The organism is Aquipuribacter aurantiacus (genome assembly GCF_051216895.1).
Classification (GTDB): Bacteria; Actinomycetota; Actinomycetes; order Actinomycetales; family JBBAYJ01; genus Aquipuribacter.
The window spans coordinates 88,804-113,112 of record NZ_JBPKAO010000004.1 but is presented as its reverse complement, the minus strand read 5'-3'; the positions used below and the strand labels follow the sequence as shown (position 1 = coordinate 113,112).

The 24,309-nt window shown below is 74.2% G+C and carries 22 protein-coding genes and 1 pseudogene; 4 read left to right on the top strand and 19 right to left on the bottom strand.

Annotated features, from left to right (window positions below):
- Positions 1–17 precede the first annotated feature (17 nt).
- The 4 genes and pseudogenes from ACR80Q_RS07195 to ACR80Q_RS07180 form a co-directional block, all read right to left on the bottom strand.
- On the bottom strand, positions 18–2,789 hold the full coding sequence (locus ACR80Q_RS07195) for a Clp protease N-terminal domain-containing protein (protein WP_435376917.1): 2,772 nt from the start codon (positions 2,787–2,789) through the stop codon (positions 18–20).
- Positions 2,790–3,045: 256 nt separating this feature from the next.
- A pseudogene (locus tag ACR80Q_RS07190) lies at positions 3,046–3,225 on the bottom strand (Clp protease N-terminal domain-containing protein); the annotation flags it as partial.
- A gap of 253 nt (positions 3,226–3,478) precedes the next feature.
- Positions 3,479–3,850 (bottom strand): DUF202 domain-containing protein, encoded by a 372-nt coding sequence (locus ACR80Q_RS07185; RefSeq protein ID WP_435376916.1) that lies wholly within the window; start codon positions 3,848–3,850, stop codon positions 3,479–3,481.
- Positions 3,851–3,868: 18 nt separating this feature from the next.
- On the bottom strand, positions 3,869–4,270 hold the full coding sequence (locus tag ACR80Q_RS07180; protein ID WP_435376915.1) for a YidH family protein: 402 nt from the start codon (positions 4,268–4,270) through the stop codon (positions 3,869–3,871).
- Positions 4,271–4,445: 175 nt separating this feature from the next.
- Here ACR80Q_RS07180 and ACR80Q_RS07175 point away from each other — a divergent pair, with 175 nt between their 5' ends.
- A complete protein-coding gene (locus ACR80Q_RS07175; protein ID WP_435376914.1) occupies positions 4,446–5,528 on the top strand; it encodes a TerC family protein in 1,083 nt (360 codons plus the stop codon).
- A 91-nt stretch (positions 5,529–5,619) separates the two neighbouring features.
- On the opposite strand, the gene ACR80Q_RS07170 is transcribed toward ACR80Q_RS07175, so the two are convergent.
- From ACR80Q_RS07170 to lysS, 3 genes are all read right to left on the bottom strand, one after another.
- On the bottom strand, positions 5,620–5,955 hold the full coding sequence (locus ACR80Q_RS07170) for a histone-like nucleoid-structuring protein Lsr2 (RefSeq protein ID WP_435376913.1): 336 nt from the start codon (positions 5,953–5,955) through the stop codon (positions 5,620–5,622).
- A 215-nt stretch (positions 5,956–6,170) separates the two neighbouring features.
- Positions 6,171–6,401: a hypothetical protein gene (locus ACR80Q_RS07165; protein WP_435376912.1), complete on the bottom strand. Its 231-nt coding sequence runs from the start codon at positions 6,399–6,401 to the stop codon at positions 6,171–6,173.
- A 7-nt stretch (positions 6,402–6,408) separates the two neighbouring features.
- The gene (gene lysS / locus ACR80Q_RS07160; protein ID WP_435376911.1) at positions 6,409–7,980 is read right to left on the bottom strand and encodes a lysine--tRNA ligase; all 1,572 of its coding nucleotides are present in this window, start codon (positions 7,978–7,980) and stop codon (positions 6,409–6,411) included.
- 74 nt (positions 7,981–8,054) lie between these two features.
- Here lysS and ACR80Q_RS07155 point away from each other — a divergent pair, with 74 nt between their 5' ends.
- Positions 8,055–8,831, top strand: a complete 777-nt coding sequence (locus ACR80Q_RS07155) for a class I SAM-dependent methyltransferase (protein ID WP_435376910.1) — start codon at positions 8,055–8,057, stop codon at positions 8,829–8,831.
- Between the two features lie 168 nt (positions 8,832–8,999).
- Positions 9,000–9,317 (top strand): STAS domain-containing protein, encoded by a 318-nt coding sequence (locus tag ACR80Q_RS07150; protein ID WP_435376909.1) that lies wholly within the window; start codon positions 9,000–9,002, stop codon positions 9,315–9,317.
- A 19-nt stretch (positions 9,318–9,336) separates the two neighbouring features.
- Here ACR80Q_RS07150 and nadC read toward each other — a convergent pair whose 3' ends face one another.
- The 10 genes from nadC to ACR80Q_RS07100 form a co-directional block, all read right to left on the bottom strand.
- Positions 9,337–10,239 carry a carboxylating nicotinate-nucleotide diphosphorylase gene (nadC, locus tag ACR80Q_RS07145; RefSeq protein ID WP_435376908.1) on the bottom strand — a complete coding sequence of 301 codons (903 nt, stop codon included), beginning with the start codon at positions 10,237–10,239 and terminating at the stop codon, positions 9,337–9,339.
- A complete protein-coding gene (locus ACR80Q_RS07140; protein WP_435376907.1) occupies positions 10,236–11,909 on the bottom strand; it encodes an L-aspartate oxidase in 1,674 nt (557 codons plus the stop codon). Before ACR80Q_RS07140 ends, nadC begins: the two co-directional genes overlap by 4 nt.
- Complete coding sequence (gene panC, locus ACR80Q_RS07135) at positions 11,906–12,808, bottom strand: pantoate--beta-alanine ligase (protein WP_435376906.1); 903 nt, start codon at positions 12,806–12,808, stop codon at positions 11,906–11,908. The genes ACR80Q_RS07140 and panC overlap by 4 nt, the downstream gene beginning before the upstream one ends.
- 10 nt (positions 12,809–12,818) lie before the next feature.
- On the bottom strand, positions 12,819–13,763 hold the full coding sequence (locus tag ACR80Q_RS07130; RefSeq protein ID WP_435376905.1) for a Rossmann-like and DUF2520 domain-containing protein: 945 nt from the start codon (positions 13,761–13,763) through the stop codon (positions 12,819–12,821).
- A gap of 503 nt (positions 13,764–14,266) precedes the next feature.
- A complete protein-coding gene (locus ACR80Q_RS07125) occupies positions 14,267–15,913 on the bottom strand; it encodes a PH domain-containing protein (RefSeq protein ID WP_435376904.1) in 1,647 nt (548 codons plus the stop codon).
- Positions 15,910–16,416 (bottom strand): PH domain-containing protein, encoded by a 507-nt coding sequence (locus ACR80Q_RS07120; RefSeq protein WP_435376903.1) that lies wholly within the window; start codon positions 16,414–16,416, stop codon positions 15,910–15,912. The genes ACR80Q_RS07125 and ACR80Q_RS07120 overlap by 4 nt, the downstream gene beginning before the upstream one ends.
- Positions 16,417–16,483: 67 nt before the next feature.
- The gene (locus tag ACR80Q_RS07115) at positions 16,484–17,383 is read right to left on the bottom strand and encodes a hypothetical protein (protein WP_435376902.1); all 900 of its coding nucleotides are present in this window, start codon (positions 17,381–17,383) and stop codon (positions 16,484–16,486) included.
- 120 nt (positions 17,384–17,503) lie between these two features.
- Entirely contained in the window at positions 17,504–18,499 is a 996-nt protein-coding gene (locus ACR80Q_RS07110) for an ABC transporter substrate-binding protein (RefSeq protein ID WP_435376901.1), read from the bottom strand.
- A 219-nt stretch (positions 18,500–18,718) separates the two neighbouring features.
- The gene (locus ACR80Q_RS07105) at positions 18,719–19,486 is read right to left on the bottom strand and encodes an ABC transporter permease (RefSeq protein WP_435376900.1); all 768 of its coding nucleotides are present in this window, start codon (positions 19,484–19,486) and stop codon (positions 18,719–18,721) included.
- Positions 19,483–20,178, bottom strand: coding sequence for an ABC transporter permease (locus ACR80Q_RS07100; RefSeq protein WP_435376899.1), 696 nt, complete (start codon positions 20,176–20,178; stop codon positions 19,483–19,485). The genes ACR80Q_RS07105 and ACR80Q_RS07100 overlap by 4 nt, the downstream gene beginning before the upstream one ends.
- Here ACR80Q_RS07100 and ACR80Q_RS07095 point away from each other — a divergent pair.
- Positions 20,167–21,375, top strand: coding sequence for an ABC transporter ATP-binding protein (locus ACR80Q_RS07095; RefSeq protein ID WP_435376898.1), 1,209 nt, complete (start codon positions 20,167–20,169; stop codon positions 21,373–21,375). The two genes, ACR80Q_RS07100 and ACR80Q_RS07095, sit on opposite strands and share 12 nt — an antisense overlap.
- Here the strand turns inward: ACR80Q_RS07095 and ACR80Q_RS07090 are convergent.
- Complete coding sequence (locus ACR80Q_RS07090) at positions 21,270–21,908, bottom strand: DUF5317 family protein (RefSeq protein ID WP_435376897.1); 639 nt, start codon at positions 21,906–21,908, stop codon at positions 21,270–21,272. The genes ACR80Q_RS07095 and ACR80Q_RS07090 overlap by 106 nt on opposite strands.
- Positions 21,902–24,118, bottom strand: a complete 2,217-nt coding sequence (locus tag ACR80Q_RS07085) for a putative bifunctional diguanylate cyclase/phosphodiesterase (protein ID WP_435376896.1) — start codon at positions 24,116–24,118, stop codon at positions 21,902–21,904. Before ACR80Q_RS07085 ends, ACR80Q_RS07090 begins: the two co-directional genes overlap by 7 nt.
- Between the last annotated feature and the right edge of the window lie 191 nt (positions 24,119–24,309).

The following is a 24,309-nucleotide window of genomic DNA, read 5'->3' as shown; positions in this document are numbered from 1 at the left end:
GTGCTGCGGGGCCTGGCTCAGCTGCCGGTCCCGGTCTCGCCCACGGCCTCGGCGGGGCCGGGGCCCTCCGACGCTGCGGCGACGACCGGCTCGGGCGCCTCGGGGACATCCTTCTCGGTCCCCTTGAACGTGAAGTGCGCGAGGTCGCCCTCGCCCTCCACGTCGACCAGGATCAGCTGGCCCGAGGTGAGCTCGGAGAACAGGATCTTCTCGCTCAGCTGGTCCTCGATGTCGCGCTGGATCGTGCGACGCAGCGGGCGCGCCCCCAGGACGGGGTCGTAGCCGCGGACGGCCAGCAGGCCCTTGGCCGCCGGGGTCAGCTCGATGCCCATGTCCTTGTCGTTCAGGCGCTTGTCGAGCTTGGCGATCATCAGGTCGACGATCGTGACGATCTCCTCCTGCGTGAGCTGGGGGAACACGATGATGTCGTCGACGCGGTTGAGGAACTCGGGACGGAAGTGCTGCTTGAGCTCGTCCTGGACCTTGGCCTTCATCCGGTCGTAGCCGGTGCGCGAGTCGTTGCCCGCGCTGAAGCCCATGTTGATGCCCTTGGCGATGTCCCGGGTGCCCAGGTTGGTCGTCATGATGATGACGGTGTTCTTGAAGTCGACGACCCGGCCCTGGCTGTCGGTCAGGCGTCCGTCCTCCAGGATCTGCAGCAGCGAGTTGAAGATGTCCGGGTGGGCCTTCTCGACCTCGTCGAACAGCACCACCGAGAACGGCTTGCGCCGCACCTTCTCGGTCAGCTGGCCGCCCTCCTCGTACCCGACGTAGCCGGGGGGCGAGCCGAACAGCCGCGAGACGGTGTGCTTCTCGCTGAACTCGGACATGTCGAGCTGGATGAGCGAGTCCTCGTCGCCGAACAGGAACTCCGCCAGCGACTTGGCCAGCTCGGTCTTCCCGACGCCCGTGGGGCCGGCGAAGATGAACGAGCCACCGGGACGCTTGGGGTCCTTGAGGCCGGCGCGGGTGCGCCGGATCGCCTGGCTGAGGCCCTTGATGGCCTCCTCCTGGCCGATGACGCGCTTGTGCAGCTCGTCCTCCATGTGGAGCAGCCGCTGGGACTCCTCCTCGGTCAGCTTGAAGACCGGGATGCCCGTGGCGATGGCGAGGACCTCGGCGATCAGCTCCTCGTCCACCTCGGCGACGACGTCCATGTCACCGGACTTCCACTGCTTCTCGCGCTCGGCCTTCTGGCCCAGCAGGCGCTTCTCGTCGTCGCGCAGCGAGGCGGCCTTCTCGAAGTCCTGGGAGTCGATGGCCGACTCCTTCTCGCGACGGACGTCGGCGATCTTCTCGTCGAACTCGCGCAGGTCCGGCGGGGCGGTCATGCGACGGATCCGCAGCCGGGCACCGGCCTCGTCGATCAGGTCGATCGCCTTGTCCGGCAGGAAGCGGTCGTTGATGTACCGGTCCGCCAGGTTGGCCGCCGCGACCAGCGCCGCGTCGGTGATCGAGACGCGGTGGTGCGCCTCGTACCGGTCGCGCAGGCCCTTGAGGATCTCGATGGCGTGCACCAGCGAGGGCTCGGCGACCTGGATCGGCTGGAAGCGACGCTCGAGGGCGGCGTCCTTCTCGACGTGCTTGCGGTACTCGTCCAGCGTGGTCGCGCCGATGGTCTGCAGCTCGCCCCGGGCCAGCATCGGCTTGAGGATGCTGGCGGCGTCGATCGCGCCCTCGGCCGCACCGGCCCCGACGAGGGTGTGGATCTCGTCGATGAACAGGATGATGTCGCCGCGGGTGCGGATCTCCTTGAGGACCTTCTTGAGCCGCTCCTCGAAGTCACCGCGGTAGCGGGAACCGGCCACCAGGGCGCCCAGGTCCAGCGTGTACAGCTGCTTGTCCTTGAGCGTCTCGGGGACCTCGCCGCGGATGATCGCCTGGGCCAGGCCCTCCACGACGGCGGTCTTGCCGACGCCGGGCTCACCGATCAGGACCGGGTTGTTCTTGGTCCGGCGGCTCAGCACCTGCATGACCCGCTCGATCTCCTTCTCGCGCCCGATGACCGGGTCGAGCTTGGACTCGCGGGCCGCCTGCGTGAGGTTGCGGCCGAACTGGTCGAGCACGAGGGAGCCGGACGGCGTGTTCTCCGCGGCGGGGCCGCCGGAGGTCGCGGGCTCCTTGCCCTGGTAGCCGGACAGCAGCTGGATGACCTGCTGGCGGACCCGGTTGAGGTCGGCGCCCAGCTTGACCAGCACCTGCGCGGCGACGCCCTCGCCCTCGCGGATGAGGCCGAGCAGGATGTGCTGGATCCCGATGTAGTTGTGCCCGAGCCGCAGCGCCTCGCGGAGGCTGAGCTCGAAGACCTTCTTGGCCCGCGGGGTGAAGGGGATGCGACCGCTCAGGGCCTGCTGGCCCTGGCCGATGATCTCCTGGACCCGCTCGCGGACGGCGTCCAGGGAGATCCCGAGGGACTCTAGCGCCTTGGCGGCGACGCCCTCGCCCTCGCGGATGAGGCCGAGCAGGATGTGCTGGATCCCGATGTAGTTGTGCCCGAGCTGCAGCGCCTCGCGGAGGCTGAGCTCGAGGACCTTCTTGGCCCGCGGGGTGAAGGGGATGTGACCGCTCGGGGCCTGCTGGCCCTGGCCGATGATCTCCTGGACCTGCTCGCGGACGGCGTCCAGGGAGATCCCGAGGGACTCCAGCGCCTTGGCGGCGACGCCCTCGCCCTCGTGGATCAGCCCGAGCAGGATGTGCTCGGTCCCGATGTAGTTGTGGTTGAGCATCCGGGCCTCTTCCTGGGCCAGGACGACAACGCGACGAGCGCGGTCAGTGAATCTCTCGAACATTGTTCGCTCCTCACGAGCGGGCGGCGTCCGACGGAAGTGCTCCGAAGGACCTCGTTCCCAGTCGATGCTAGACGTCCGGTGGCTGCGGCACCGGCCGACCACCTGCTCGCGGGGCCTGCGTTCGCGCTGAGCGCAGCGGCTGGCCCCCTGGCAGGGTCGCGGTCCGGTCGTCCATCGGCACAACGCCTCTCCCGCCTGAGTGTTCCGGGTGGGCGGGCCGGTCCGCTCTGGGCGAACCGCCGGGACGCGGGGCTCAGTCCAGGACGATCGCGAGGACGGTCGCGGCGAGGGCCAGCANGGCGGCGACGCCCTCGCCCTCGTGGATCAGCCCGAGCAGGATGTGCTCGGTCCCGATGTAGTTGTGGTTGAGCATCCGGGCCTCTTCCTGGGCCAGGACGACAACGCGACGAGCGCGGTCAGTGAATCTCTCGAACATTGTTCGCTCCTCACGAGCGGGCGGCGTCCGACGGAAGTGCTCCGAAGGACCTCGTTCCCAGTCGATGCTAGACGTCCGGTGGCTGCGGCACCGGCCGACCACCTGCTCGCGGGGCCTGCGTTCGCGCTGAGCGCAGCGGCTGGCCCCCTGGCAGGGTCGCGGTCCGGTCGTCCATCGGCACAACGCCTCTCCCGCCTGAGTGTTCCGGGTGGGCGGGCCGGTCCGCTCTGGGCGAACCGCCGGGACGCGGGGCTCAGTCCAGGACGATCGCGAGGACGGTCGCGGCGAGGGCCAGCACCGCGAACGCCGCCGCCCGGGTCGCCACCGGCGCGGGCAGGGGCAGCCCGGCCCGCAGCGCCTCGACCCGGTCGTCGAGCTCGGTGCGGGCCGCACGCAGCACGTACACCCCCGCGGCCAGGGCCGCCGAGGACAGCACGACGGCGAGGACGCTCCCGGTGGCGACCGCGTCGCGGAACCCGACCAGCGCCGCGACGGCCACCGAGAGCCCCGTCCGCTGCCAGGCCAGCGCGGTCCGCTCCGGCTGCAGCCCCGGGTCCCACGGCCCGGACGGGTCCGCCGCCGCTTCGGCCGTCCCGTCGGCGGCCCCGTCCGCAGCCGCGCTCACGACCGGCTCACCGACGGCTCAGAGGACCGCGACGATGGCCATGACGGCCAGCCCGAGCAGCCCGAGCACCACGACGAGCAGGTTCGACGGCGACGGCAACGGCCGGCGCAGGCGCATCGCCCGCTCCGTCCGCCCCCAGCGCACCAGGGAGGTCAGCGACAGCCACGCCCCCACGGCGACCGCGACCACCGCGACCACCTGCAGCAGGCCGCCGGTGTCCACGACGCCGTCGGCGACGGCCGCGGCGAGCCCGGCGACCACGAAGGCCAGCGACGTCCGCACCCAGGCCAGCACGGTGCGCTCGTTGGCGAGCGTGAACCGGGGGTCGGGCTCCTCGCCGACCCCGAAGACCCGCTGCGGCCGCCTGGCGCGAGGCCCGCCGGCGGCGCCCGCCCCCGCGTCTGCTCGGTCGTCGGCCACGGGAGCACCGTATCGGTGGTCCTGCCCCTACCATCGGCGCCGAGGGGAGTACGTCCTCAGAACCGGTCCCGGTCAGCACGGTCGCGTCGCGGCCCCGGGTCGAGCCGGCCCGAGCACCGGGCCGGCGACGGAGACCTCACCGCTGCGGCGCGCCGCACCATCCAGAAGGACCTCCATGACCCCCTTCGTCCACGCCCTGGTCGGGCTGCCCGCCTCGGGGTCCGCCCCGGGCTCGGGTGAGCTCACCACGATCGGGACCCCGTTGCTGTGGGGCGCCACCATCGCCGCCGTCGCCGCCCTGTTCGTCTTCGACTTCATCGCCACCCGCAACCCGCACGACGTGTCCATGAAGGAGGCGGCCGGCTGGTCGGCCTTCTACATCGCGTTGCCGCTGCTGTTCGGCGTGTTCGTCCTGACGCAGTTCGGGTCACGGATCGGCGTCGAGTACTACACCGGGTACATCGTCGAGAAGTCGTTGTCGGTCGACAACCTGTTCGTCTTCATCCTGATCCTGTCCGCGTTCGCGGTCCCGCGTCACCTGCAGCAGCGAGCCCTGCTGTGGGGCATCCTCGGCGCGCTGGTCCTGCGCGGCGTGTTCATCGCGATCGGCGCCGTCGCCATCGCCCAGCTCGACTTCGCGTTCCTCGTCTTCGGCGCCATCCTCATCTTCACGGCGGTCCACCTGCTGATGGAGGAGCTGAAGGGCGAGAAGAAGGAGATCCACGTCTCCGAGCTGCGTGTGGTCAAGCTCATCCGCAAGGTCACACCGGTGTCCGAGGAGTACGAGGGCACCAGGTTCCGCGTCACGCGGGACGGCGTCGGCTACCTGACCCCGTTCGCGCTCGTCGTCATCGTCCTGCTGTTCACCGACGTCGTCTTCGCCGTCGACTCCGTCCCCGCGGTGTACGGCATCACCGGCGACCCGTACCTGGTGTTCGCGACCAACGCCTTCGCGCTGCTGGGCCTGCGTGCCCTGTACTTCCTGCTCGAGGGCGCCCTGTCCAAGCTCGTCCACCTGTCCTACGGGCTGTCGTTCATCCTCGCCTTCATCGGCGTCAAGCTGCTGCTGCACTGGGCCCACAACATCTGGCCCGGCGTCCCGGAGATCCCCACGCTGGCGAGCCTGTTCGTCATCGTGGGCGCACTCGTCGTCGTGACGATCACGTCGCTGATGTCCAACAAGCGGGCCCGCGTCGCCGAGGAGGACCTGCCGCCGAGGTCGGTCCGCGAGGCCACCGACGCCGAGCGGGAGCGCTGACCAGGCGCCACCCCGAGCACGCAGAAGCCCCCCGACCTCTCGGTCCGGGGGGCTTCTCCGTGACGACGTCAGGTCGACGCCGGCACGGGTCTCAACCGTTGGCGGCGTTGAACGCCTCGATGACCTCGGCCTTGATACGACCGCGCTCGGAGACCTCGTGACCGTTCGCACGGGCCCACTCGCGGATCGTCGCGTTGTCGGAACCGACCGAGGAGCGCTTGGTGACGGCGCGGTTCCCCTTGCGGCGGGCGCCACCGACACGACGGCCGTGACCGACCCACTCGGCGAGCGAGTCGCGCAGCCGGGCCGCGTTGTCGGCGGTCAGGTCGATCTCGTAGGTGATCCCGTCGAGACCGAATGTGACGGTCTCGTCGGCGGGGGTGCCGTCGAGGTCGTCGACCAGCACCACGTTGACCTGCTGAGCCATTTGTTTTTTCTCCACTTCGCGGATCTCTGACCGGCGGCGACAGAATTCTCGTGAATCCGGCTGGGGTACCGACCGGGGTGGCTCGTGCCACCGTCGCCGAGAAACGATGATTGCACTTCCGGTGATCACCGGGCAACACGACGGAATGCAACACGTCGTGTCACAGCAGTAATTCGATCCGAATGCAGCAACGCATTTCTCGCGCCGCTCGGACCTCAGACCGGGCCCGGCTCCTCGGGACCGCCGTCGGCCGGCGCGGGGTCGGCACGACGGTCCGCGGCGGCCCGGGCCGCCGCCGCGTCCTCCTCGGCCTCGATCCGGGCCCGGTCCTCGCGCTCACCGGCGTCGGCGCGGACGATCGCGAGGATGGCGATGCCGAACAGCAGCGTCACCCCGATGGTGGGCAGCAGGCCCAGCACCACGTCCTGCAGGACACCCAGGTCCATGGTCGCCTCAGCCCTCGGGCCGTAGCAGCGGGAACAGGATCGTCTCGCGGATGCCGACCCCGGTCAGCAGCATGACCAGCCGGTCGACCCCCAGGCCGATGCCACCGGTGGGCGGCATGCCGTGCTCCAGCGCCCGCAGGAAGTCCTCGTCCAGCTGCATGGCCTCGGGGTCGCCGTCGGCGGCCAGCAACGACTGCTGCACCAGCCGCTCGCGCTGGAGCACCGGGTCGGCCAGCTCGGAGTACGCCGGCGACAGCTCGGCCCCGGCGACGATCAGGTCCCACGCCTCGGCGAGGCGGGGGTCGTCGCGGTGCGGGCGGGCCAGGGGACGCACCTCGGCCGGGTAGTCACGGACGAACGTGGGCTGCAGGAGGGTGTGCTCGACCAGCTTCTCGAACAGCTCGAGGACGACCTCGCCCGCGCCCGCCCCCGGACGCAGCTCGACCCCGGCCCGCTCGGCATGACGTCGCAGCTCGGTGACGTCGGTGTCGACGTCGACGGCCTCACCCAGCGCCCCGGACACGGCGTCGTGGACGGTCACGGTGCGCCAGTCGGCCCGCAGGTCGACCTCGCCGCCGTGCCCGTCGGGCACCACGGTCCGCCCCGCCGCGGTCGCGGCGTCCAGGACCAGCTCACGGACCAGCGCGGCCATCGTGTCGTACGAGCCGTAGGCCTCGTAGGCCTCCAGCATCGTGAACTCGGGGCTGTGGGTGGAGTCGATGCCCTCGTTGCGGAACGTCCGACCGATCTCGTAGACCTTCTCCAGCCCCCCGACGACGCAGCGCTTGAGGTACAGCTCGGTCGCGATCCGCAGGCTCATCTCGACGTCGAGCGCGTTGAGGTGGGTGTGGAACGGGCGGGCCGTCGCCCCGCCGTGCACCAGCTGCAGCACGGGCGTCTCGACCTCGAGGTAGCCGAGACGGTGGAAGGTCTCGCGCAGCGAGCGCAGCACCGTCGCCTTGGTCCGGACGACCTCACGGGCCTCGGGGCGCACCACCAGGTCGACGTAGCGGCGGCGGGCGCGGGTGTCCTCGGCCAGCTGGGCGCCGTCGTAGTGGTTGGGCAGGGGGCGGAGCGCCTTGGAGGCCAGCTGCCACGTGGTGGCCATCACCGACAGCTCGCCGCGACGGCTGCTGACGACGCGGCCGGTGACGGAGACCTGGTCACCCAGGTCGACGTCGTGCTTCCAGGCGTCCAGCAGCTCCGGACCGACCTCGGCCAGGCTGAGCATGACCTGCAGCCGCTCGTCGCCCTCCTGCAGCGTCGCGAACGCGAGCTTGCCCGTGCCACGGGCGAACATCACCCGGCCGGTGACCGAGACGACGTCCTGGGTCTCCTGGCCGTCCTCGAGCGCCTGCCACCCGGGCGATGAGCGGACCTGGGCCAGCGAGTGCGTGCGCGGGACGAGGACCGGGTAGGCCTGGCCGCCCGCGGCGAGGATCCGCTCGCGCTTCGCGGCCCGCACCGCCATCTGCTCGTCCATCTGCTCGTCGGGCCGGTCGTCCGCGGGGACCGGGTCGACGGGATCGGCCGGGCCGGCCAGGTCGGGCGCGGCGGCGGGGGCCGTGGTGTCGCTCACCCGTTCAGGATAGGGAACCCGCCGCGACGTCCCGACCGGGCACCTCGACCGGCCCGAGGCGGCAGCATGGGGACATGACCCCAGGCCCGGTCCGGCGCGGCGCCCCCGAGGGGCCGCAGGCCCGCTCCTTCGGGGCGACGGCCTCGGAGTACGACCGGGTGCGCCCCGGCTACCCGCCGCACGTGGTCCGCTGGGCCCTGGGGCCACGGCCGCGTCGGGTCGCGGACCTGGGGGCGGGCACGGGCAAGCTGACCCGGCTGCTGCTGGAGCTGGGGCACGACGTCGTCGCGGTGGAGCCCGACCCGCTCATGCGGGAGCAGCTCGTCGCCGTGTCGCCCGACGCCGTGGCCCTGGCGGGCAGCGGTGAGGCCCTGCCGCTGCCGGACGCCTCGGTCGACGCGGTGCTCGTGGCTCAGGCCTGGCACTGGATGGACCACGACCGCACGTCCGTCGAGGTCGCCCGCGTGCTGCGACCCGGCGGGGCGCTGGTCCTGATGTGGAACCTGCGTGACGCCCACCACCCGGTGACCGAGGCCATCACGTCCTCCGTCGTGGCGCACGCCCCCGACCTGGCGGCACGGGCGGGCGCCGACACCTACGCCGCCCGGCTGGACGTGTCGGTGCCCGACCCGAGGTTCACCCCCGACGGCACGGCGACGTTCGACAGCTCGCTGCGCTACGGCGTCGACGACCTCGTCAGCCTGGTCGCCACCTGGTCCTACGTCGCCCTCTCCCCCGCCCGGGACACGGTCCTGGCGGAGGTCCGTCGGTCGGCGGAGGCCCTGGCCGCCCCCGACGGGACGGTCGACCTGGCCCAGGCGGTCCACGCCTACCGCTTCACCCGGGCCTGAGAGGTCCTCCGGGGGCCCGAGGAGCGGGCTCGGCGTGCGGGGGGCCGTGACGCGGGTCACGATGTGGGGCAGACTGCCGGGCAGGGCCCGCCCGGGGACGGACCGGGCGGTCTGACAGCTGGACGACCATGACCGGACGAGGACGACCGGACGACGGAGGTGAGCCACGTGCAGGGATCGGTGCCCGCGCCGCGCGAGGACTCCTGCGACGTCGTGGTGCAGCGGGTCGGCACCCAGGTCGTCGTTCGCCTGTACGGCGTGCTGGACGACCGGGCCGCGCCCCGGCTGGCCCGGGCGTTGCACGACGTCGAGACCATGGTCCTGAGCCGGGTGGTGGTCGACCTGGACGAGGTCGACGCCATCGAGGGCGCCGGCCTCGACTTCATCGTCGGGCTGCACCGGCGCTGGAAGGTCCGCCTCCTCAACACCCCCAACCAGCTGCGGGGCCGGATCCCGCGGATGGCCTCGGCCCACCCGATCGACTGACCGGGCCGGCCCCGCTGCCTCAGCCCACCCAGTCCAGGCCGACGTCCAGCTGCGGCGAGGAGTGGGTGAGCGCGCCGACCGACACGAAGTCGACGCCGGTGGCCCCGACCTCCGGGGCGTGCTGCAGCGTGAGGCCACCCGTCGCCTCCAGCTCGACCCGCCCGTCGGGACCGTCCAGCTCGAGCACCAGCGCCCGGACCGCCCGCACGGTCGCCGCGAGCTCGGCGGGCGTCATGTTGTCGCACATCAGGAACCGTCCGCCGGCCCGGACGACGGCCAGCGCGACGTCGGTCGACTCGACCTCCACCTCGACGACCACGTCGGGGGACGCGCGGCGCACGGCCCGGTAGGCGGCCACCACCGACCCCGCCGCGGCCGCGTGGTTGTCCTTGACCATGGCCACGTCGAACAGGCCCATGCGCTTGTTGGTGCCACCGCCGCAGCGCACGGCGTACTTCTCCCACGCGCGCAGCCCGGGCGTGGTCTTGCGGGTGTCGAGCACGCCCACGCCGCTGCCCGCCAGGACGTCGACCCACGCCCGGGTGGCCGTCGCGGTGCCGCAGGCCCGACCCACCAGGTTGAGGCCGCTGCGCTCGGCGACCAGCAGGGTGCGGGTGGGCCCGGACAGCCGGGCCAGCACGTCGCCCGGTCGCACCGGGTCGCCGTCCGCGGCCAGGAGCTCCACCACGGGCGCCGCCTGCCCGAGCCGCCGCGCGGCCTCGGCCAGCAGCGGGGCCCACACGACCTGGCCGGCCAGCACACCCGCCTCCCGGGCGCGGACCTCGACCACGGCGGTGGCCGTCGCGTCGACGGTGGCCGACGTGGTCACGTCCACGCCCGGGTCGCCGCCCAGGTCCTCGTCGAGCGCGGTGCGGACCAGGCGCTCGACCTCGTCCGCGGTCGGACCCACCGGCGCGTTCACGCCTGCTCCGCATCCTCGTCGCGGGCGGCCTGCTCGGTGAGCACGAGCCGGCCGTCGACGTCGGCGCGCACCACGACGTGGCGGCGCCACGCCGGGTCCTCGTCGGGGAAGTCACGACGGACGTGACCTCCCCTGGACTCCTCGCGCAGCAGCGCCGCCTCGGTGAGCGCGACCGCCAGGGTGTGCAGGTTCGCGGCCTCCCACTCCGGGCGGTCCACCCGGGCGCTGACACCCTCGTGGTGGTGGGCGTCGGTGACGACACCGGCGAGGGCCCGCCCGGCGGCCTGCAGCCCGGCGGCGTCGCGCAGCACACCGGGTCCGGCCGACGCCGCCCGCTGCACCCGGGAGCGGGCCGTCGCCGGGACCAGCCCCGCCGGGCCGCTGCGGTCCACGGCGGCACCGGGCGACAGCTCACCGGCGCCGAGCCTCGACGCGATGTCGTCGGCCAGCCGGGCGGCGTAGACCAGCCCCTCCAGCAGGGAGTTGCTGGCCAGCCGGTTGGCGCCGTGCACACCGGTGCAGGCGGTCTCACCGACGGCGTAGAGCCCGTCCACGGCGGAGCGGCCCACCAGGTCGGTCCGCACGCCACCGGAGTGGTAGTGCTGGGCGGGGGCGACCGGCACCGGGTCGGCCGCCAGGTCGAAGCCGTGCTCGGCCAGGCGCCGCACGATGCTGGGGAAGCGACCGGCCAGGAACTGCGCCCCCAGGTGCCGGGCGTCCAGCAGGACGTGGTCGGAGCCGGTCAGCCGCATCCGGTCGACGATGCCGCGCGCCACGACGTCGCGGGGGGCGAGCTCGCCCCGGGGGTCCAGGTCCGGCATGAACCGGTGCCCGCCCTCGTCCAGCAGCACCGCCCCCTCGCCGCGCAGCGCCTCCGAGATCAGCGGCTGCTGGCCGCGGGCCCCGCCGCCCAGCCACAGCACGGTGGGGTGGAACTGGACGAACTCCAGGTCGGCGAGCTCCGCCCCCGCGCGCAGGGCCAGGGCGACGCCGTCGGCCGTGGCCTCGGGCGGGTTGGTGGTGGAGCGGTACACCTGCCCGATGCCGCCGCTGGCCAGCACCACGGCCCGGGCGGGCAGGCGCTGCGTGCCGTCGGGACCGGCCACCAGCACCCCGCACGCGGCACCGTGGGCATCGGTCAGCACGTCGACGGCGAAGGTGTGCTCCAGGACCCGGACCCGTTCGTCCGCGGTCACGCCCTCCAGCGCCGCGGTGAGCGCACGGGAGATCTCCTCCCCCGTGGCGTCCCCGCCGGCGTGGGCGATCCGGTCGGCGCCGTGCCCGCCCTCGCGGGTGAGGGCGATCTCGCCGGCGTGGTCGAGGTCGAACTGCGCCCCCAGGCTGACCAGCCCGCGCAGCCGCCGCGGACCGTCGTCGACCAGCACGCGGACGGCCGCCGGGTCGCACAGGCCACCGCCGGCGGCCATCGTGTCGGCGAAGTGCGCGTCCGCGGAGTCCGTGGGGGCCATCGCCGCGGCTATCCCGCCCTGCGCCCAGCGGGTGGACCCGCTCGCCACGACCGTCTTGGTCACCAGGGTGACGGCCAGGCCGTGGTCGGACAGCCCGAGGGCGGCGGTCAGGCCGGCGATGCCGGAGCCCACCACGACCACGTCGGTGCCGGGGGCCGTCGTCGCGGCGCCGGTCACCAGGCGCCGGGGGACGGTCCTCATGCGACGGGTCCGGTCAGGTGCACGTCGACGTTGTCGATGAGGCGCGTGCGTCCGACCCGCGCCGCGAGCAGCAGGACGGCCGGTCCGGTGTGCTCTGCCGGGACCTCGCGCAGGTCGACCGGGTCCACCAGGACGCAGTAGGCGACGTCGACGCCCGGACGGTCGAGCTCGGCCACCGCGGCGGAGACCACCTCCCGCGGGCCGGCCCCCGCGACGGCGGCGGACACCGCGGCCGCACCCGCCCGGGGCAGGGCGGCGGCGTCGACCCGCTCCGCCTCCTGCAGGTAGGCGTTGCGGCTGGAGCGGGCCAGCCCGTCGGCCTCGCGCACCGTGTCGCCCGGCACGACCCGCACCCCCACCGCGAGGTCGTGGACCATCCGCTGCACCAGCACCAGCTGCTGGCGGTCCTTGCGGCCGAACACCGCGACGTCGGGGCGGACGAGGTTGAGCAGGAGCAGCACCACGGTCAGCACGCCGTCGAAGTGCCCCGGCCGGCTGCCGCCCTCCCACCGGGCGGCGACGTCCCCGGCGCGGACCCGCACCTGCGGCTCGCCGTCGGGGTACACCTGCTCCGGGGTGGGGGCGAAGACCAGGTCGACGCCCTCCTCGGCGCAGACGGCCAGGTCCCGCTCGAGGCTGCGGGGGTAGGCGTCCAGGTCCTCCCCGGGGCCGAACTGCAGCGGGTTGACGAACACCGTCACCACCACGTGGTCCGCGTGGTCCGCGGCGAGCCGGAGCAGCGAGCGGTGGCCCTCGTGCAGCGCGCCCATGGTCATGACCACCGCCACCCGCCCGCTCAGCCCCGCCCGGGCCGCGGCCAGACCGGCCCGGTCACGCACCAGCAGCGGCCCGACGGCAGTCGCGGGGTCCGTCAGGTCACGCACAGCGGCAGCACCCATCCACGGAACGCTACCTGCGCTGCCCGTCGGTCCCCTCACCAGGCTCCCCCAGTGCGGCCTCCACACGGGCGGCGTCGGCGGGGTCCAGGCGGCGCTGGTGGCGGGCCCGGTCGAGGGTGGCCCGGGCCAGGGCCCGGTACGTCTCGGCGACCGCCTCGTCGGGGGCGCGCTGCTCGTCACCGGCGCGCAGCGCCCGCAGGTGCTCGACCACCGTGCCGGCGTCCCCGCGGGCCACCGGGCCGGTCAGCGCACCGTCGCCCAGCCGGACCGCGTTGTCGACCGCGGCCTGCACCAGCGGGCCGAGCAGCGGCGCGGAGGCCTCGACGCCGGCGTCGTGCAGCACCTGACGGGCCTGGGCGAGGACGGTGACGACGTGGTTGGACGCGTGCGCCAGGGCCGCGTGGTAGGCGACGCGGGCGCTCTCGGGCACCACGACGGGTTCGGCGCCCATCTCGATGACCAGCGCCTGGGCCACCGGCAGCACCACGGTCGGGGCGGTCACGGCCATCGTGGACCCCGGCAGCCGGGCCAGGTCCAGGCTGGTGCCGGTGAACGTCATGGCCGGGTGCACGGCGAGGCCGATGGCGCCCGCGGCCGACGCCGGGGCCAGCACCGAGGTGCCGTAGCGGCCGGAGGTGTGGACGAGCAGCTGCCCGACCTGCCAGGCCCCGGTCGCGGCGAGCCCGGCCACCAGGTCGGGCAGGGCGTCGTCCGGCACCGCGAGCAGCACCAGCTCCGCCCGTCGCACCACCTCGGGCACCTCCAGGCGCGGCACCCCCGGCAGCAGGGTGTCGATGCGCTCACGGCTCGCGGCGCTGACGCCCGAGGCCCCCACGACGGCGTGGCCGGTGGCCCGCAGCGCGGAGGCCAGGACCGCCCCCACGCGGCCGGCCCCCACGACCCCGACGCCGAGCCGTCCGTCCGCGGGGACGGGGACCGGTACCTGCTCTGCCACGTCGGCGCACCCTACGCCGTGCCAGCATGTCGCCCATGATCACGAGCCTGCGATCCACGGCCAGGTCCCTGCCGGCCGTGCGTCCCGTGCTACCCGTGCTGCCCGTGCTGGTCGGCGCCGCCCTCCTGGCCGGGTGCGGTGACGGGGAGCCGGACGTCACCCCGTCCACCGTCACCGTGACCGCGGCACCCGCGGCGCCGACCGCCACGGCCCCCGTGAGCCCCGGTCCCGCCGACGGTGCCGGCCCGGCGTCCGCGGCCGTGGCCACGGCGTCGGCCGAGCCGTCCGGCGACCCGGCCGCGCTGCCCCGGCAGGAGCGGCGCCACGACGTGGGCTACCTGGGCGAGGCCACCGAGACCCCGGACGGCACCGTGCTGTCCTTCGACCGGCTCACGGTCGCCGGGGTCGACGACGACGTCCTGGCGGCCGAGGGGACCCCTGTCCGGGTCGACGACGGCGAGTCGTTCAGCAACCAGACCGTGCGGTTCTACGAGGTCGGGGTGTCACCGCAGGCCCGGTTCTTCGTCACCACGTGCACCGCCGGCGACTCCGGTCCCGCCATCTCCAGCGACCGGGTCGACCTGGACGCGTTCCTCGGCGACCCCACGCTCGAGGGCACCGCGGTCACCCTCGTCTACGAGGACGGCCTCGTCGTGCGCGCCGAGACCAACCCCCGCTGCTGAGACCGGCCGCTGCATCCACCGCTCGGGCCCGGACGCGGCCCGGGCCGCGCGGGCGCGGGCGCCCTGCTCACGCAGCAGCCGCGCCCCCTCGGCCTCGCTGAGGTGCGGCACGACCGGGTTCACCGGCCCAGGCGTGGAGTGCAGCCGGAAGGTGACGACACCGAGCCGGCGCTGCAGCGGGCCCTGGAGCAGGCCGATGCTCTGCGTGCGCTCGTGGGGGACGACCACCAGGCTGCGGTTGAGCCGCCCGGTGCGGGCCAGCAGCACCCGGTCGGTGACCGCGTACCCGATGCGGCGCCAGGCGAGCAGGTCCAGCCACCGCGCCCGTCGGTCCACCGTCACGAACCCGCTCGCGTCCCCCGTGCCCGACAACGCGTCGTCCAGCAGGCTCGCCCCGACCGCCGGCCCGGTCCCGTCCGGCCCGGGGGTCCCGGCGACGACCAGGGCGAGCACGTCGCGGACGTCCTGCCGGGTGCCGACCGGCAGGAGGACGGCGCTGGAGGTCTGCTGCGCCTCGGCCGCGGCGTAGCCGGCGATGTTGACCTTGACGTGCCACCAGTCGAAGCGGCGCCAGAGCCAGGACTGGCTGATCAGCACGGCCTGCACCCTCCCCGGCGGCACGGTCGCCGAGCGGGTCTCGGTCAGACCGGCCCGCACCCGCAGCCCGTCGGGCGACTCGGCGAGGCGGAAGTTGAACGACTTGGCGAACTGGTTGGCGACGGTGAAGACGATGACGATGACCGCCCCCGGCGCCACCCCGGCCATCGGGGCGAGCACGAGCGCCAGCGGGACGCCGGGCAGCAGGGCCGCGGCCGCCAGCCCGGTGAGCACGACCACCGTGCCGACCGTGAGGGCGATGACGGTCCCGGTCAGGGCGGTCCCGGCCACCAGGCGGCCGGGCGGGACCACGAGGACCTCGCGCTCCGGCGCCTCCGGCGCCTCGTCGGTCTCGTACTCCACCCCCGCGGCCGCGGCCAGCAGCGCGTTGCGCAGCTGCTGCGCCTCGGACTCCTTCAGGTAGCGCAGCCGCACCTGGGAGTCCGCCCCGCCGGCCACCTCGATGCGCAGCTCGGCCAGGCCGAACAACCGCCCGATCAGGGGCTGCACGACGTCGATGGCCTGCAGCCGGTCGAGGCGGGCCTGGCGCTGGGTCCGGCTCAGCACGCCCGTGTGCAGGTGCACGGCGTCGTCGTCGACGGAGAAGCGGGCGAAGGCCCAGCCGACCACGTTGCCGAGGACCACCACCACGGCGATCGCGAGCACGCCGCCGAGCTGGACCCCGAGCCCGCCGAGGAACCCGATGTCCGGCCCGAAGCCCTCACCGGGCAGCACCCCCTCCACGACGATCGCCAGCCCCACGAGCAGCGCCGCCCAGCCGCGGACCAGCGGCGACACCGGGTGCAGACGCCGCATCGGGACGCGGGGCGGGCGTACCGGCACCACGGAAAAGGCGGTCTCCTCGGTCACAGCCCCGCCAGGCGCGCCTGGCCGGCGGCGGTCAGCCGGTCGCGCAGCAGGGCGGCGGCGTCCGCGGTGAGACCGGGGACGGTGGCGTCGGTGGCGGCGCTGGCGGTGTGCAGCCGGACGGTCGCCAGGCCCAGCGCCCGGTCCACCGGTCCGGCCGTCACGTCGACGTACTGCATCCGCCCGTACGGGACCACCGTGAGGGAGCGGAACAGGATGCCCCGGCGCACGATCAGGTCCTCCTCACGCTCCGCGTAGCCCAGCGCCCTGACCTGCCGCGGCACCACGACGGCGGAGACCACGGCGATGAGCAGGGCCGGGGCGGCGACGAGCAGCAACCAGGGGCTGTCCAGGACGAGCCGGAGGACGACGGCCAGGGCGATGCCGAGCAGGGCGAAGATGCCCGCCCCGGCCAGCCGGACCCAGGTCAGCCGGGGGCTGACCCGCTTGAAGCGGACGCCCTCGGGGTCGAACGGCTCCTCGACGTGCTCCGGCTGGTCGTCCATGCCCCGATCCTCTCGCACGGCCGGGCCGCGCGTGACAGGCAGGGCCGGACCGGCTCGGGCGGCCGGCTCAGGCGACGTCGCGGACCGAGTCCCGGGCGGCGCCGGCCGGGGCCGCGGCGGCCCGTCCCGCCGCGCGGCTCGCGGCGGCCACGGTCGCGGCCGCCTGCGTCTCCGGGTCCAGGGCGGGGGCGGCGGCGTGCCGGCCGCGCCGCGCGGGTGCGTCCAGCACGGCGTCCTCGTCGGCCATGTCGGCCTCGACGAAGGCGTCGAACACGCGCATGTCCACGCTCGCGAAGCTGCGCTGGCCGTCGACCCGTGGGGTCGACCGGACGGCGTCGGGCCCGAGCAGGCCTTCCTCCACGCGGGTCAGGGCCACCTCGGCCCGACGGGCGTCGAGGGCGGCGGCGTCGGCCCTGGCGAGCGCGGCGTTGGCGACCTGCCGCGCCTCGTCCCGGGCGGCGACGGCGGCCGTGGCGGCGGACCGGGCCCGGGCGGCCTGCTCACGGACCCCGGCCAGGGCGGCGCGGGACGTGGCGAGCTCGACGCGGACGTCGCGGAGCCGGGTGCGGACCAGCTGCGTCTCGGCGGTCTGGTCGTGCGCCAGGTCCACCAGGTGCTCCACCCGGTCGCCCATCCGGCTCAGCTGCTCGTCGGACACCGCCACCCGACCGGCGAGACGGTGCCGGTGACGGGTCTCGTGCACCAGCGCGGTCCGGGTCCGGACCAGGGCGGTCCCGAGCACCGCGGGCGGCAGCACCGACGAGGCCACCATCAGGGCACTGCCCGCCCCGGGGTCCATCGAGGAGCCCACCAGCACCCCCGCGAGCCCGGCGGCCGTGAGCAGCAGGGCCGACGTCGGACCCACGCCGGGCCGGTCGCGCCGGCGCAGGGTGGCGCGACGCCGTCGGGGGTCGAGGGCGACCTGCCACCACGGACGACGCGTCAGAGCGCAATGCCTACCGGACACGACGAGCAGGCTAGGTCCGGCGGCGGCAGCACGGGTCCCGCCACGCCGGGCACGGACCGTCGAGGTCCGCGCCCGGGCCGTGACGGCCGCGGGCCGGGGACGGCTCGTCCCGGTGCGGGGTCAGCCGCCGATCAGGCCGGCCTCGGTGAGGTAGTCGGTCGCGACGTCGGCGGCCAGCTCCCGGTCGGCGTCGACGCGACGGTTGAGCTCGGCCAGGTCATCGGTGGTGAGGACCGGGGCCAGGGCGTTGAGCGTCTCGACCAGGGTGGCGTCCTCGGCCGAGGCGGCGTTGAGCACGGGCACCAGGTTGTCGGCCAGCTGCAGGGCCTGGTCGTCCTCGAGCAGGACGAGACCGTCGGCCGCCAGGGTCGCGTCGGTGGTGCCGACCAGGGCCATGTCGGCCTGGCCCTGGACGACGGCCGCCTTGGCCTGCGGGCTGCCGAAGCCGAGCGGCAGGACCTCGCTGATGGTGAAGCCGTAGGTGTCCTGCAGGCCGGGCTGGCAGAACGGCCGGGTGCCGCACTCCTCGGTGGCGGCCAGCACGATGTCGGGCTGGAACGCGGCGAGGTCCGACAGCGTGGTGATGTCGTTCTCCGTGGCGACCGTCTCGAGGATGGCGTAGCCGTTCTGGCTGGCGGCCTCGGCGGGCTCCGCCACGACGAGGCCGAGCTCCGTGGCCAGGGGCTCCATCGCGGCCACGGTCTCCGCGGCGTCGCTGGTGGCGACCAGCTCGGCGTCGGGGCCGTTGACCTCGCGGTTCAGGAACTCCGCCATCGTGGCGGCGTACTCGGGCACCACGTCGATGTCGCCGTCGATCAGGGCCTGGCCGTAGATCTCGCGGGAGTCCGAGGCGATGATCTCGACCTCGTAGCCGGCGTCGGTCAGGAGGGCGCCGTACATCTCCTCCATGATCTGCATCTCGGTGAAGTTGGCGCCGCCGACGACCACGGCACCGGAGGCGACGTCGGCCGGGTCGGACGCGGTGCCGCCCGCGGCGTCGCCACCGGGGGCGGCCGAGTCCTCGGCGAGGGGGTCGCCGGAGCCGCAGGCCGCGAGGGCGAGCGAGGCGACCAGGGCGGCGGGCAGGAGCGCGCGGCGGAGGATGGCTGTCGTCATGGGGGTATCGCCTTCTGTGTCCCGGGGACGTCGTCCCCGCGTGTCTGGCCGTGCATGTCGTGGGTCCGCGCGTTCGCGCACGAACCGGTGCGTGCCGCAGCGGCGGTCACGGCGCCTGGTGGCTACGACTGTCTAACCCCCGGCACCGACGGCCGCATCCCGACTACGGGACCGGGCCGGTCACGATCCGGTGACGGATCGGCCAGGCCGGGGCGGCGGTCAGCGGGACGCGCCCGAGGCCCCCAGCGCGGGTGCGGTCTCCCGGACGGGCGCGCCCTCGGCCTCCTCGTCGAGCGCGACCGTCGTCCGGCTCTCCCTGACCGGCGCGACGGCGCGCTGCAGCAGCTGGAACCCGACCTCGACGACGATCGCCAGCAGCGCCACGAGCACCGCCCCGCCGACGAACTGCGCGGTGTCCTGGTTGCCCAGGCCGTTGGTGATGAACCGGCCCAGGCCCGGTCCGGCCACGAAGGCGGCGATGGTCGCGGTGGCGATGACCTGGGCCGACGCGATCCGCAGGCCCGCCACCACCAGCGGCACCGCCAGCGGCAGCTCGACGCGGAGCAGCACCTGGGCCGGGGTGAGCCCCATCCCACGGGCCGCCTCGACGAGGTCGGCGTCGACCGCCCGCATGCCCGCGTAGGCGTTGGTGAGGATGGGCGGGACGGCGAAGAGCACCAGCGCGACGATCGTGTTGGTCACCGGGGCGGTGATGCCGAACGGGGCGGGCGCGAGGGTGAGGATGACGAGGATCGCCAGGGTGGGCACCGCGCGGCCGATGTTGGCCACCGCGGAGGCGAGGGCCCCGCCACGGCCCAGGTGGCCGAGGACCAGCGCGACCGGCAACCCGATCAGGGTCGCGACGACCACGGCGACCCCGGAGACGAGGACGTGCTCGCCCAGGCGGACGGGGATGCCCGCCGCGCCGGACCAGTTGGCGGGGTCGGTGAGCCAGCCCAGCGCCTGGCCGAGGATGGAGTCGTTCACGTCGCCCTCCCCCGGGCCCAGGGCGTCAGCTGCTTCTGCAGCAGCATCAGCAGGGCGTCCAGCACGAGCGCGAGCACCACGGTGAGGACGGTCGCGGTCAGCACCTCGGCGTTGAACCGGCTGTTGAGACCCTGGAAGATCAGGTTGCCGAGCCCCCCGAACCCGATGAGCGCGCCGACCGTCACCAGCGCGACCGTGGACACCGTGGCGATCCGGACCCCCGCGACGATGGCCGGCACCGCCAGCGGCAGCTCGACGCTCCAGACCCGGCGGGCCGGCGTCAGGCCCATGCCGTTGGCGGCGTCCACCGCGTCCGCCGGCACCTGCGCGAGCCCGGTCAGGATGTTGCGGAGCAGGATGGCCAGGGAGTAGATCGCCAGGCCGATGACCACCGTGTTCTGGTTGAGCCCGGTGCCCAGCGCCAGCAGCAGCGCGAACAGCGCCAGCGACGGGACCGTGTAGGCGATGGTGGCGGCGCCGACCACCCCGAGCTCCAGCCACCTGGCCCGCCGGGCCAGCAGCGCCGCGGGGATGGCGACGAGCACCCCGATGGTGACCGCCGCGAACGTGATGTAGAGGTGCTGCCCCGTGGCGTCGAGCAGGATGTCCTGCCTGGTCGAGACGTACTCCGGGCAGATCCACGCGTTGCGCTGCAGGCAGGACTCGGCGACGCTCAGCGGGTGGACCAGCACCGTGACGACGCTACCGGCACCGCCTCGACCGTGCCCGGGCACGACGGCGAGCCCATGATCAGGCTCGCCGGGGTCCGCAAGCAGTACGCCGACGGCACGGTCGCGGTGGACTCGCTCGACCTCGAGGTGCGCCGCGGCGAGCTGGTGGCCCTGGTCGGTCCGTCCGGCTGCGGCAAGTCCACGATCCTGCGCATGGTCAACCGGCTCATCGAGCCCACCGGCGGGTCCATCGAGGTCGCGGGCACCGACGTCATCCACGCCGACGGTCCCCGGATGCGCCGCGGCATCGGCTACGTGATCCAGTCGGGCGGGCTGTTCCCGCACCGCTCGGTCCGCGACAACGTGGCGACGGTGCCCCGGCTGCTCGGCTGGGACAAGCAGCGGACCCGCGCCCGCACCGACGAGCTGCTCGGCCTGGTGGGCCTGGACGCCGAGGTCCACGGCCCCCGCTACCCCCACGAGCTGTCGGGCGGTCAGCGCCAACGCGTCGGCGTGGCCCGGGCGCTGGCCGTGGACCCGCCGGTGCTGCTGATGGACGAGCCGTTCGGCGCCGTCGACCCGCAGGTCCGCGACCGGCTGCAGCTGGAGTTCCGGCGGCTGCAGCAGCGCCTGGGCACCACGGTGCTGCTGGTCACCCACGACATCGACGAGGCCGTCCGGATCGCCGACCGGATCGCCGTCCTCAGCGTCGGGGGCGTGCTCGAGCAGTACGACACGCCTGCCGTCGTGCTCGGGGCGCCCGCCACCGACTTCGTGGCGTCCTTCGTCGGCAGCGACCGCGGCCTGCGCCGGCTCGCGGTGACGCCGATCCAGACCGAGGACCTGGTGCACCCGCCGACGCTGCAGGTCAGCGACAGCACCGACCACGCCCTGCAGGTGCTCGCGGCCCACCACCTCGACTTCGCGGTCGTGCTCGACGGCGACGACCTCCGGGGCTGGGTCTCGCAGCGGACCCTGCGGCGGGGCCAGACCGTGGGCGAGGTACGACGCCGCTTCGACGACACCGTCGACGTCCGGGACAGCCTCAAGACGGGCTTCAGCGAGATCGTCGCCCATGACGCCGGTTGGCTGCCCGTGCTGGACGACGACCGCTACGTCGGGGTGCTCACCCCGGACTCGGTGCACGCCGCGCTGCGACGGCTGCTGCCCGACCGGGTCGACGGCGACGTGCCGTCGGTCACGGCCGTCGCCGGCTGAGGCGACGGGGCCTCGTCGGCGCCCTGTCTCGCCGCGGCGTGGGCCACCCACGCGGCGCCGGCGACGACCAGCACGTCCCCGACGCTGAACACGTTGGCCAGCGGCCACGACGCCGGGACCGCCATCACGTCTCCCAGCCAGGCCAGGTGCGCGTCCTGCGCCGCGGCGGAGTTGACGAACCCGGTCTCCGCCGTCAGCCCCGCGGTGCGCAGGGCCGTCGGCGAGGCGGGCATGGTGCCGCCGTTGGCCACGATGGCCAGACCGTTGCCGAGGGCACCCAGCGCGAGCAGCCACAGCCCGGCCACGCGCAGGTTCGCGACGATGAAGGCACCCGCCACCGCGTAGGAGGCGATGTGCACCGCCGGGGCCAGCGGCTCCGGCACCCACGCCGTCTGCAGCAGGACGACCTGCAGGGCCAGCACCGCCGGCAGCAGCCAGGACCAGCGCCAGGTGGTGGCGGCCAGCCCGCGGAACGTGCCCCCGCTCAGCGGGACGGTCAGCACGGCGAGCAGGACGAGGACGGTGATCAGCACGGCAGCGCTCCCAGTGCGTCGGTGGGTCGGGGGTCGCCCGGCGGGGCGTCGGAGGCGAGGACCTCGTCGATCGGGGTGGGGGCGAGCCTCAGCGCCGGGCGTCGCCCGTCGGGGGCCAGCGCCCACGCGGGCACGGCGGCCCCCTCCCGGGACTGCTCGTCCAGCAGGGCGACGGCGCCGTCGGCGGGCACCGGGCGGGACAGGTGGTACCCCTGCAGCCGGTCGCAGCCCATCGCGGTCAGCGTGGCCGCCGCCCACCCGGTCTCCACGCCCTCGGCCACGACCTCCAGGCCCAGGTTGTCGGCCAGGTCGATGATGGTCCGCAGCAGCATGTCGTTGGTGGTCCCGTCGGACAGGTCGGCGATGAAGCCCTGGTCGATCTTGAGCTCGTCGACGTCGATCTGCTTGAGCCGGACCAGCGAGGAGTACCCGGTGCCGAAGTCGTCGATCGACAGCACCACACCCAGTGCGCGCAACGACGCGAGCACCACGTCGGCCCGCCGGGCGTCGACCATCAGGCTGCTCTCGGTCACCTCGACCACCAGGGCGGACGCCGGCACCCGGTGGGCCAGCAGCCGGGCCGCGATCCGGTCGCCGAGCGCCTCGTCGGACAGCTGCCGCGCGGACACGTTCACCCCGACCGTCACGTCGTGCCCGGCGGCCCGCCAGGCGGCGAGGTCGGTGAGGGCCTGGTCCAGCACGAGGTCGAAGACCCGGTCGATGAAGCCGGCGTTCTCGGCCAGCTGCACCAGCACGTCGGCCCCGACGTGGGCGTGGGCGGGGTCGTCCCAGCGCACCAGGGCCTCGAAGGACACGATCCGCCCGGTGCGGCAGTCCCCCTGCGGCTGGTAGGCGACGGTCAGCCGTCCGGCCTCGACCGCCTCGCTGAGGTTGGCCAGCAGCGTGAGCCGCTCGGTCTCGGCGTCGTCGTCGCGGGGCTCGTAGACGGCGTACCGCGCCCGCTCGGTCTTGGCCTCGTAGAGGGCGATGTCGGCGTGCTTGAGCAGCTCGCCCACCTCGTCGGGGTCGGCCGCCACCGCCACGCCGACGGACCCGCGCACCGCCAGCCGGGTGCTGCCCACCTCGACGGGGCGCGCGAAGGCCTCCAGGAGCCGGGCCGCCACGGCCTCGGCCTCGGCCCTCGCGGTCACCGGGTCGGGCATCTGCACGACCACGGCGAACTCGTCCCCGCCCAGGCGGGCCACGTGGGAGCCGTCCGGGGCGACGGCGGTGAGCCGAGCGGACACCTCGACGAGCAACCGGTCCCCGACGTCGTGGCCCAGGCTGTCGTTGACGTCCTTGAAGTGGTCGAGGTCGACGATGAGCATGCCCAGGGTCGGCCGCGCCGGGTCGGTGCGGGCCCGGGTCAGGTGCAGCTGGAGGCTGGTGCGGTTGCCCAGGCCGGTGAGGGGGTCCCGCAGCGCCTGCTGCTCCGACATGGCGGTCATCTGCGCGCTGCGCCGGACGGCGATGATCGGCAGCAGCACCAGCGGGAGCATGGAGGGCGCGTCGACCACGACGAGCGCGGCCACGGGGGCCATCCCGACGAGCACCGCGCTGGTCTCCAGGGTGAACCGGAGGTCGTCCCCGAGGGCCTGGACCAGGCGGGCGCCGGTCGCGAGCGCGACGACCACCCCGACCAGCGTGTGGTTGACCGTGGCGAAGACCAGGCCGGCCAGGACGGCGGGCAGCAGGTCGCCGCCGGCGGCGGGCCGGAAGTCCGCCATCAGGGGGACGCCGCTGGTGGCGGCGAAGACCGCCCGGGCGGCGAGGATGGACAGGGCGTACTGGCCGAGGTTGAAGGCCATCTGGACCGGGCGGCGCCCTCCCCGCAGGTCGTCCAGGAACACCGCGACCAGGTGCGCCAGCAGCACCAGCGACAGCGGGCCCAGGACGATGAGGGCGACGGCGAACGTCGTGGAGATCGTCACGTTCGACGTCGTGGCGTCCCCGCGGGACACGGGGATGGGGAACAGCTCACCCAGGACCAGGCAGCCCATGAGCACCAGCAGCGGGGCCGGCTCGTCGGCCAGCTGGGCGAGCGGCGGGTCGAGCCACCAGACCACCACGGTGGCGACGACGCCCAGCAGGCCCACCGCCCAGGCGTAGGACGGCAGCGCGGCCGGCGGTGCAGGGAGCAGCCGGACGAGCGCCCGCAGCACCGACAGGTGCTGGGGGCGCTCGTCCGACCGACTCCCGGGGTGGTTCATGCCCACTTGTACCCGGGGACGAGGAGCTCGCGGTCGTCCCTGGTCGCACTCGTGCCGGGCGGCGGCCCGGACTCGGGGGCGCTCATGTCACCACCACTTGACGCCGGCGCCGACGACCGAGGCGAGGGTGACGACGGTCGCGGCCGAGACGACGCCGCGGACGAGGGTGCTCTTCAGGGTCTGCTTCATGG

Coding starts and splice junctions, on each gene's coding strand:
- ACR80Q_RS07195 (WP_435376917.1), bottom strand. CDS start 2,789: ATGTTCGAGAGATTCACTGACCGCGCTCGTCGCGTTGTCGTCCTGGCC.
- ACR80Q_RS07175 (WP_435376914.1), top strand. CDS start 4,446: ATGACCCCCTTCGTCCACGCCCTGGTCGGGCTGCCCGCCTCGGGGTCC.
- ACR80Q_RS07170 (WP_435376913.1), bottom strand. CDS start 5,955: ATGGCTCAGCAGGTCAACGTGGTGCTGGTCGACGACCTCGACGGCACC.
- ACR80Q_RS07165 (WP_435376912.1), bottom strand. CDS start 6,401: ATGGACCTGGGTGTCCTGCAGGACGTGGTGCTGGGCCTGCTGCCCACC.
- ACR80Q_RS07155 (WP_435376910.1), top strand. CDS start 8,055: ATGACCCCAGGCCCGGTCCGGCGCGGCGCCCCCGAGGGGCCGCAGGCC.
- ACR80Q_RS07140 (WP_435376907.1), bottom strand. CDS start 11,909: ATGAGGACCGTCCCCCGGCGCCTGGTGACCGGCGCCGCGACGACGGCC.
- panC (WP_435376906.1), bottom strand. CDS start 12,808: ATGGGTGCTGCCGCTGTGCGTGACCTGACGGACCCCGCGACTGCCGTC.
- ACR80Q_RS07120 (WP_435376903.1), bottom strand. CDS start 16,416: ATGGACGACCAGCCGGAGCACGTCGAGGAGCCGTTCGACCCCGAGGGC.
- ACR80Q_RS07110 (WP_435376901.1), bottom strand. CDS start 18,499: ATGACGACAGCCATCCTCCGCCGCGCGCTCCTGCCCGCCGCCCTGGTC.
- ACR80Q_RS07085 (WP_435376896.1), bottom strand. CDS start 24,118: ATGAACCACCCCGGGAGTCGGTCGGACGAGCGCCCCCAGCACCTGTCG.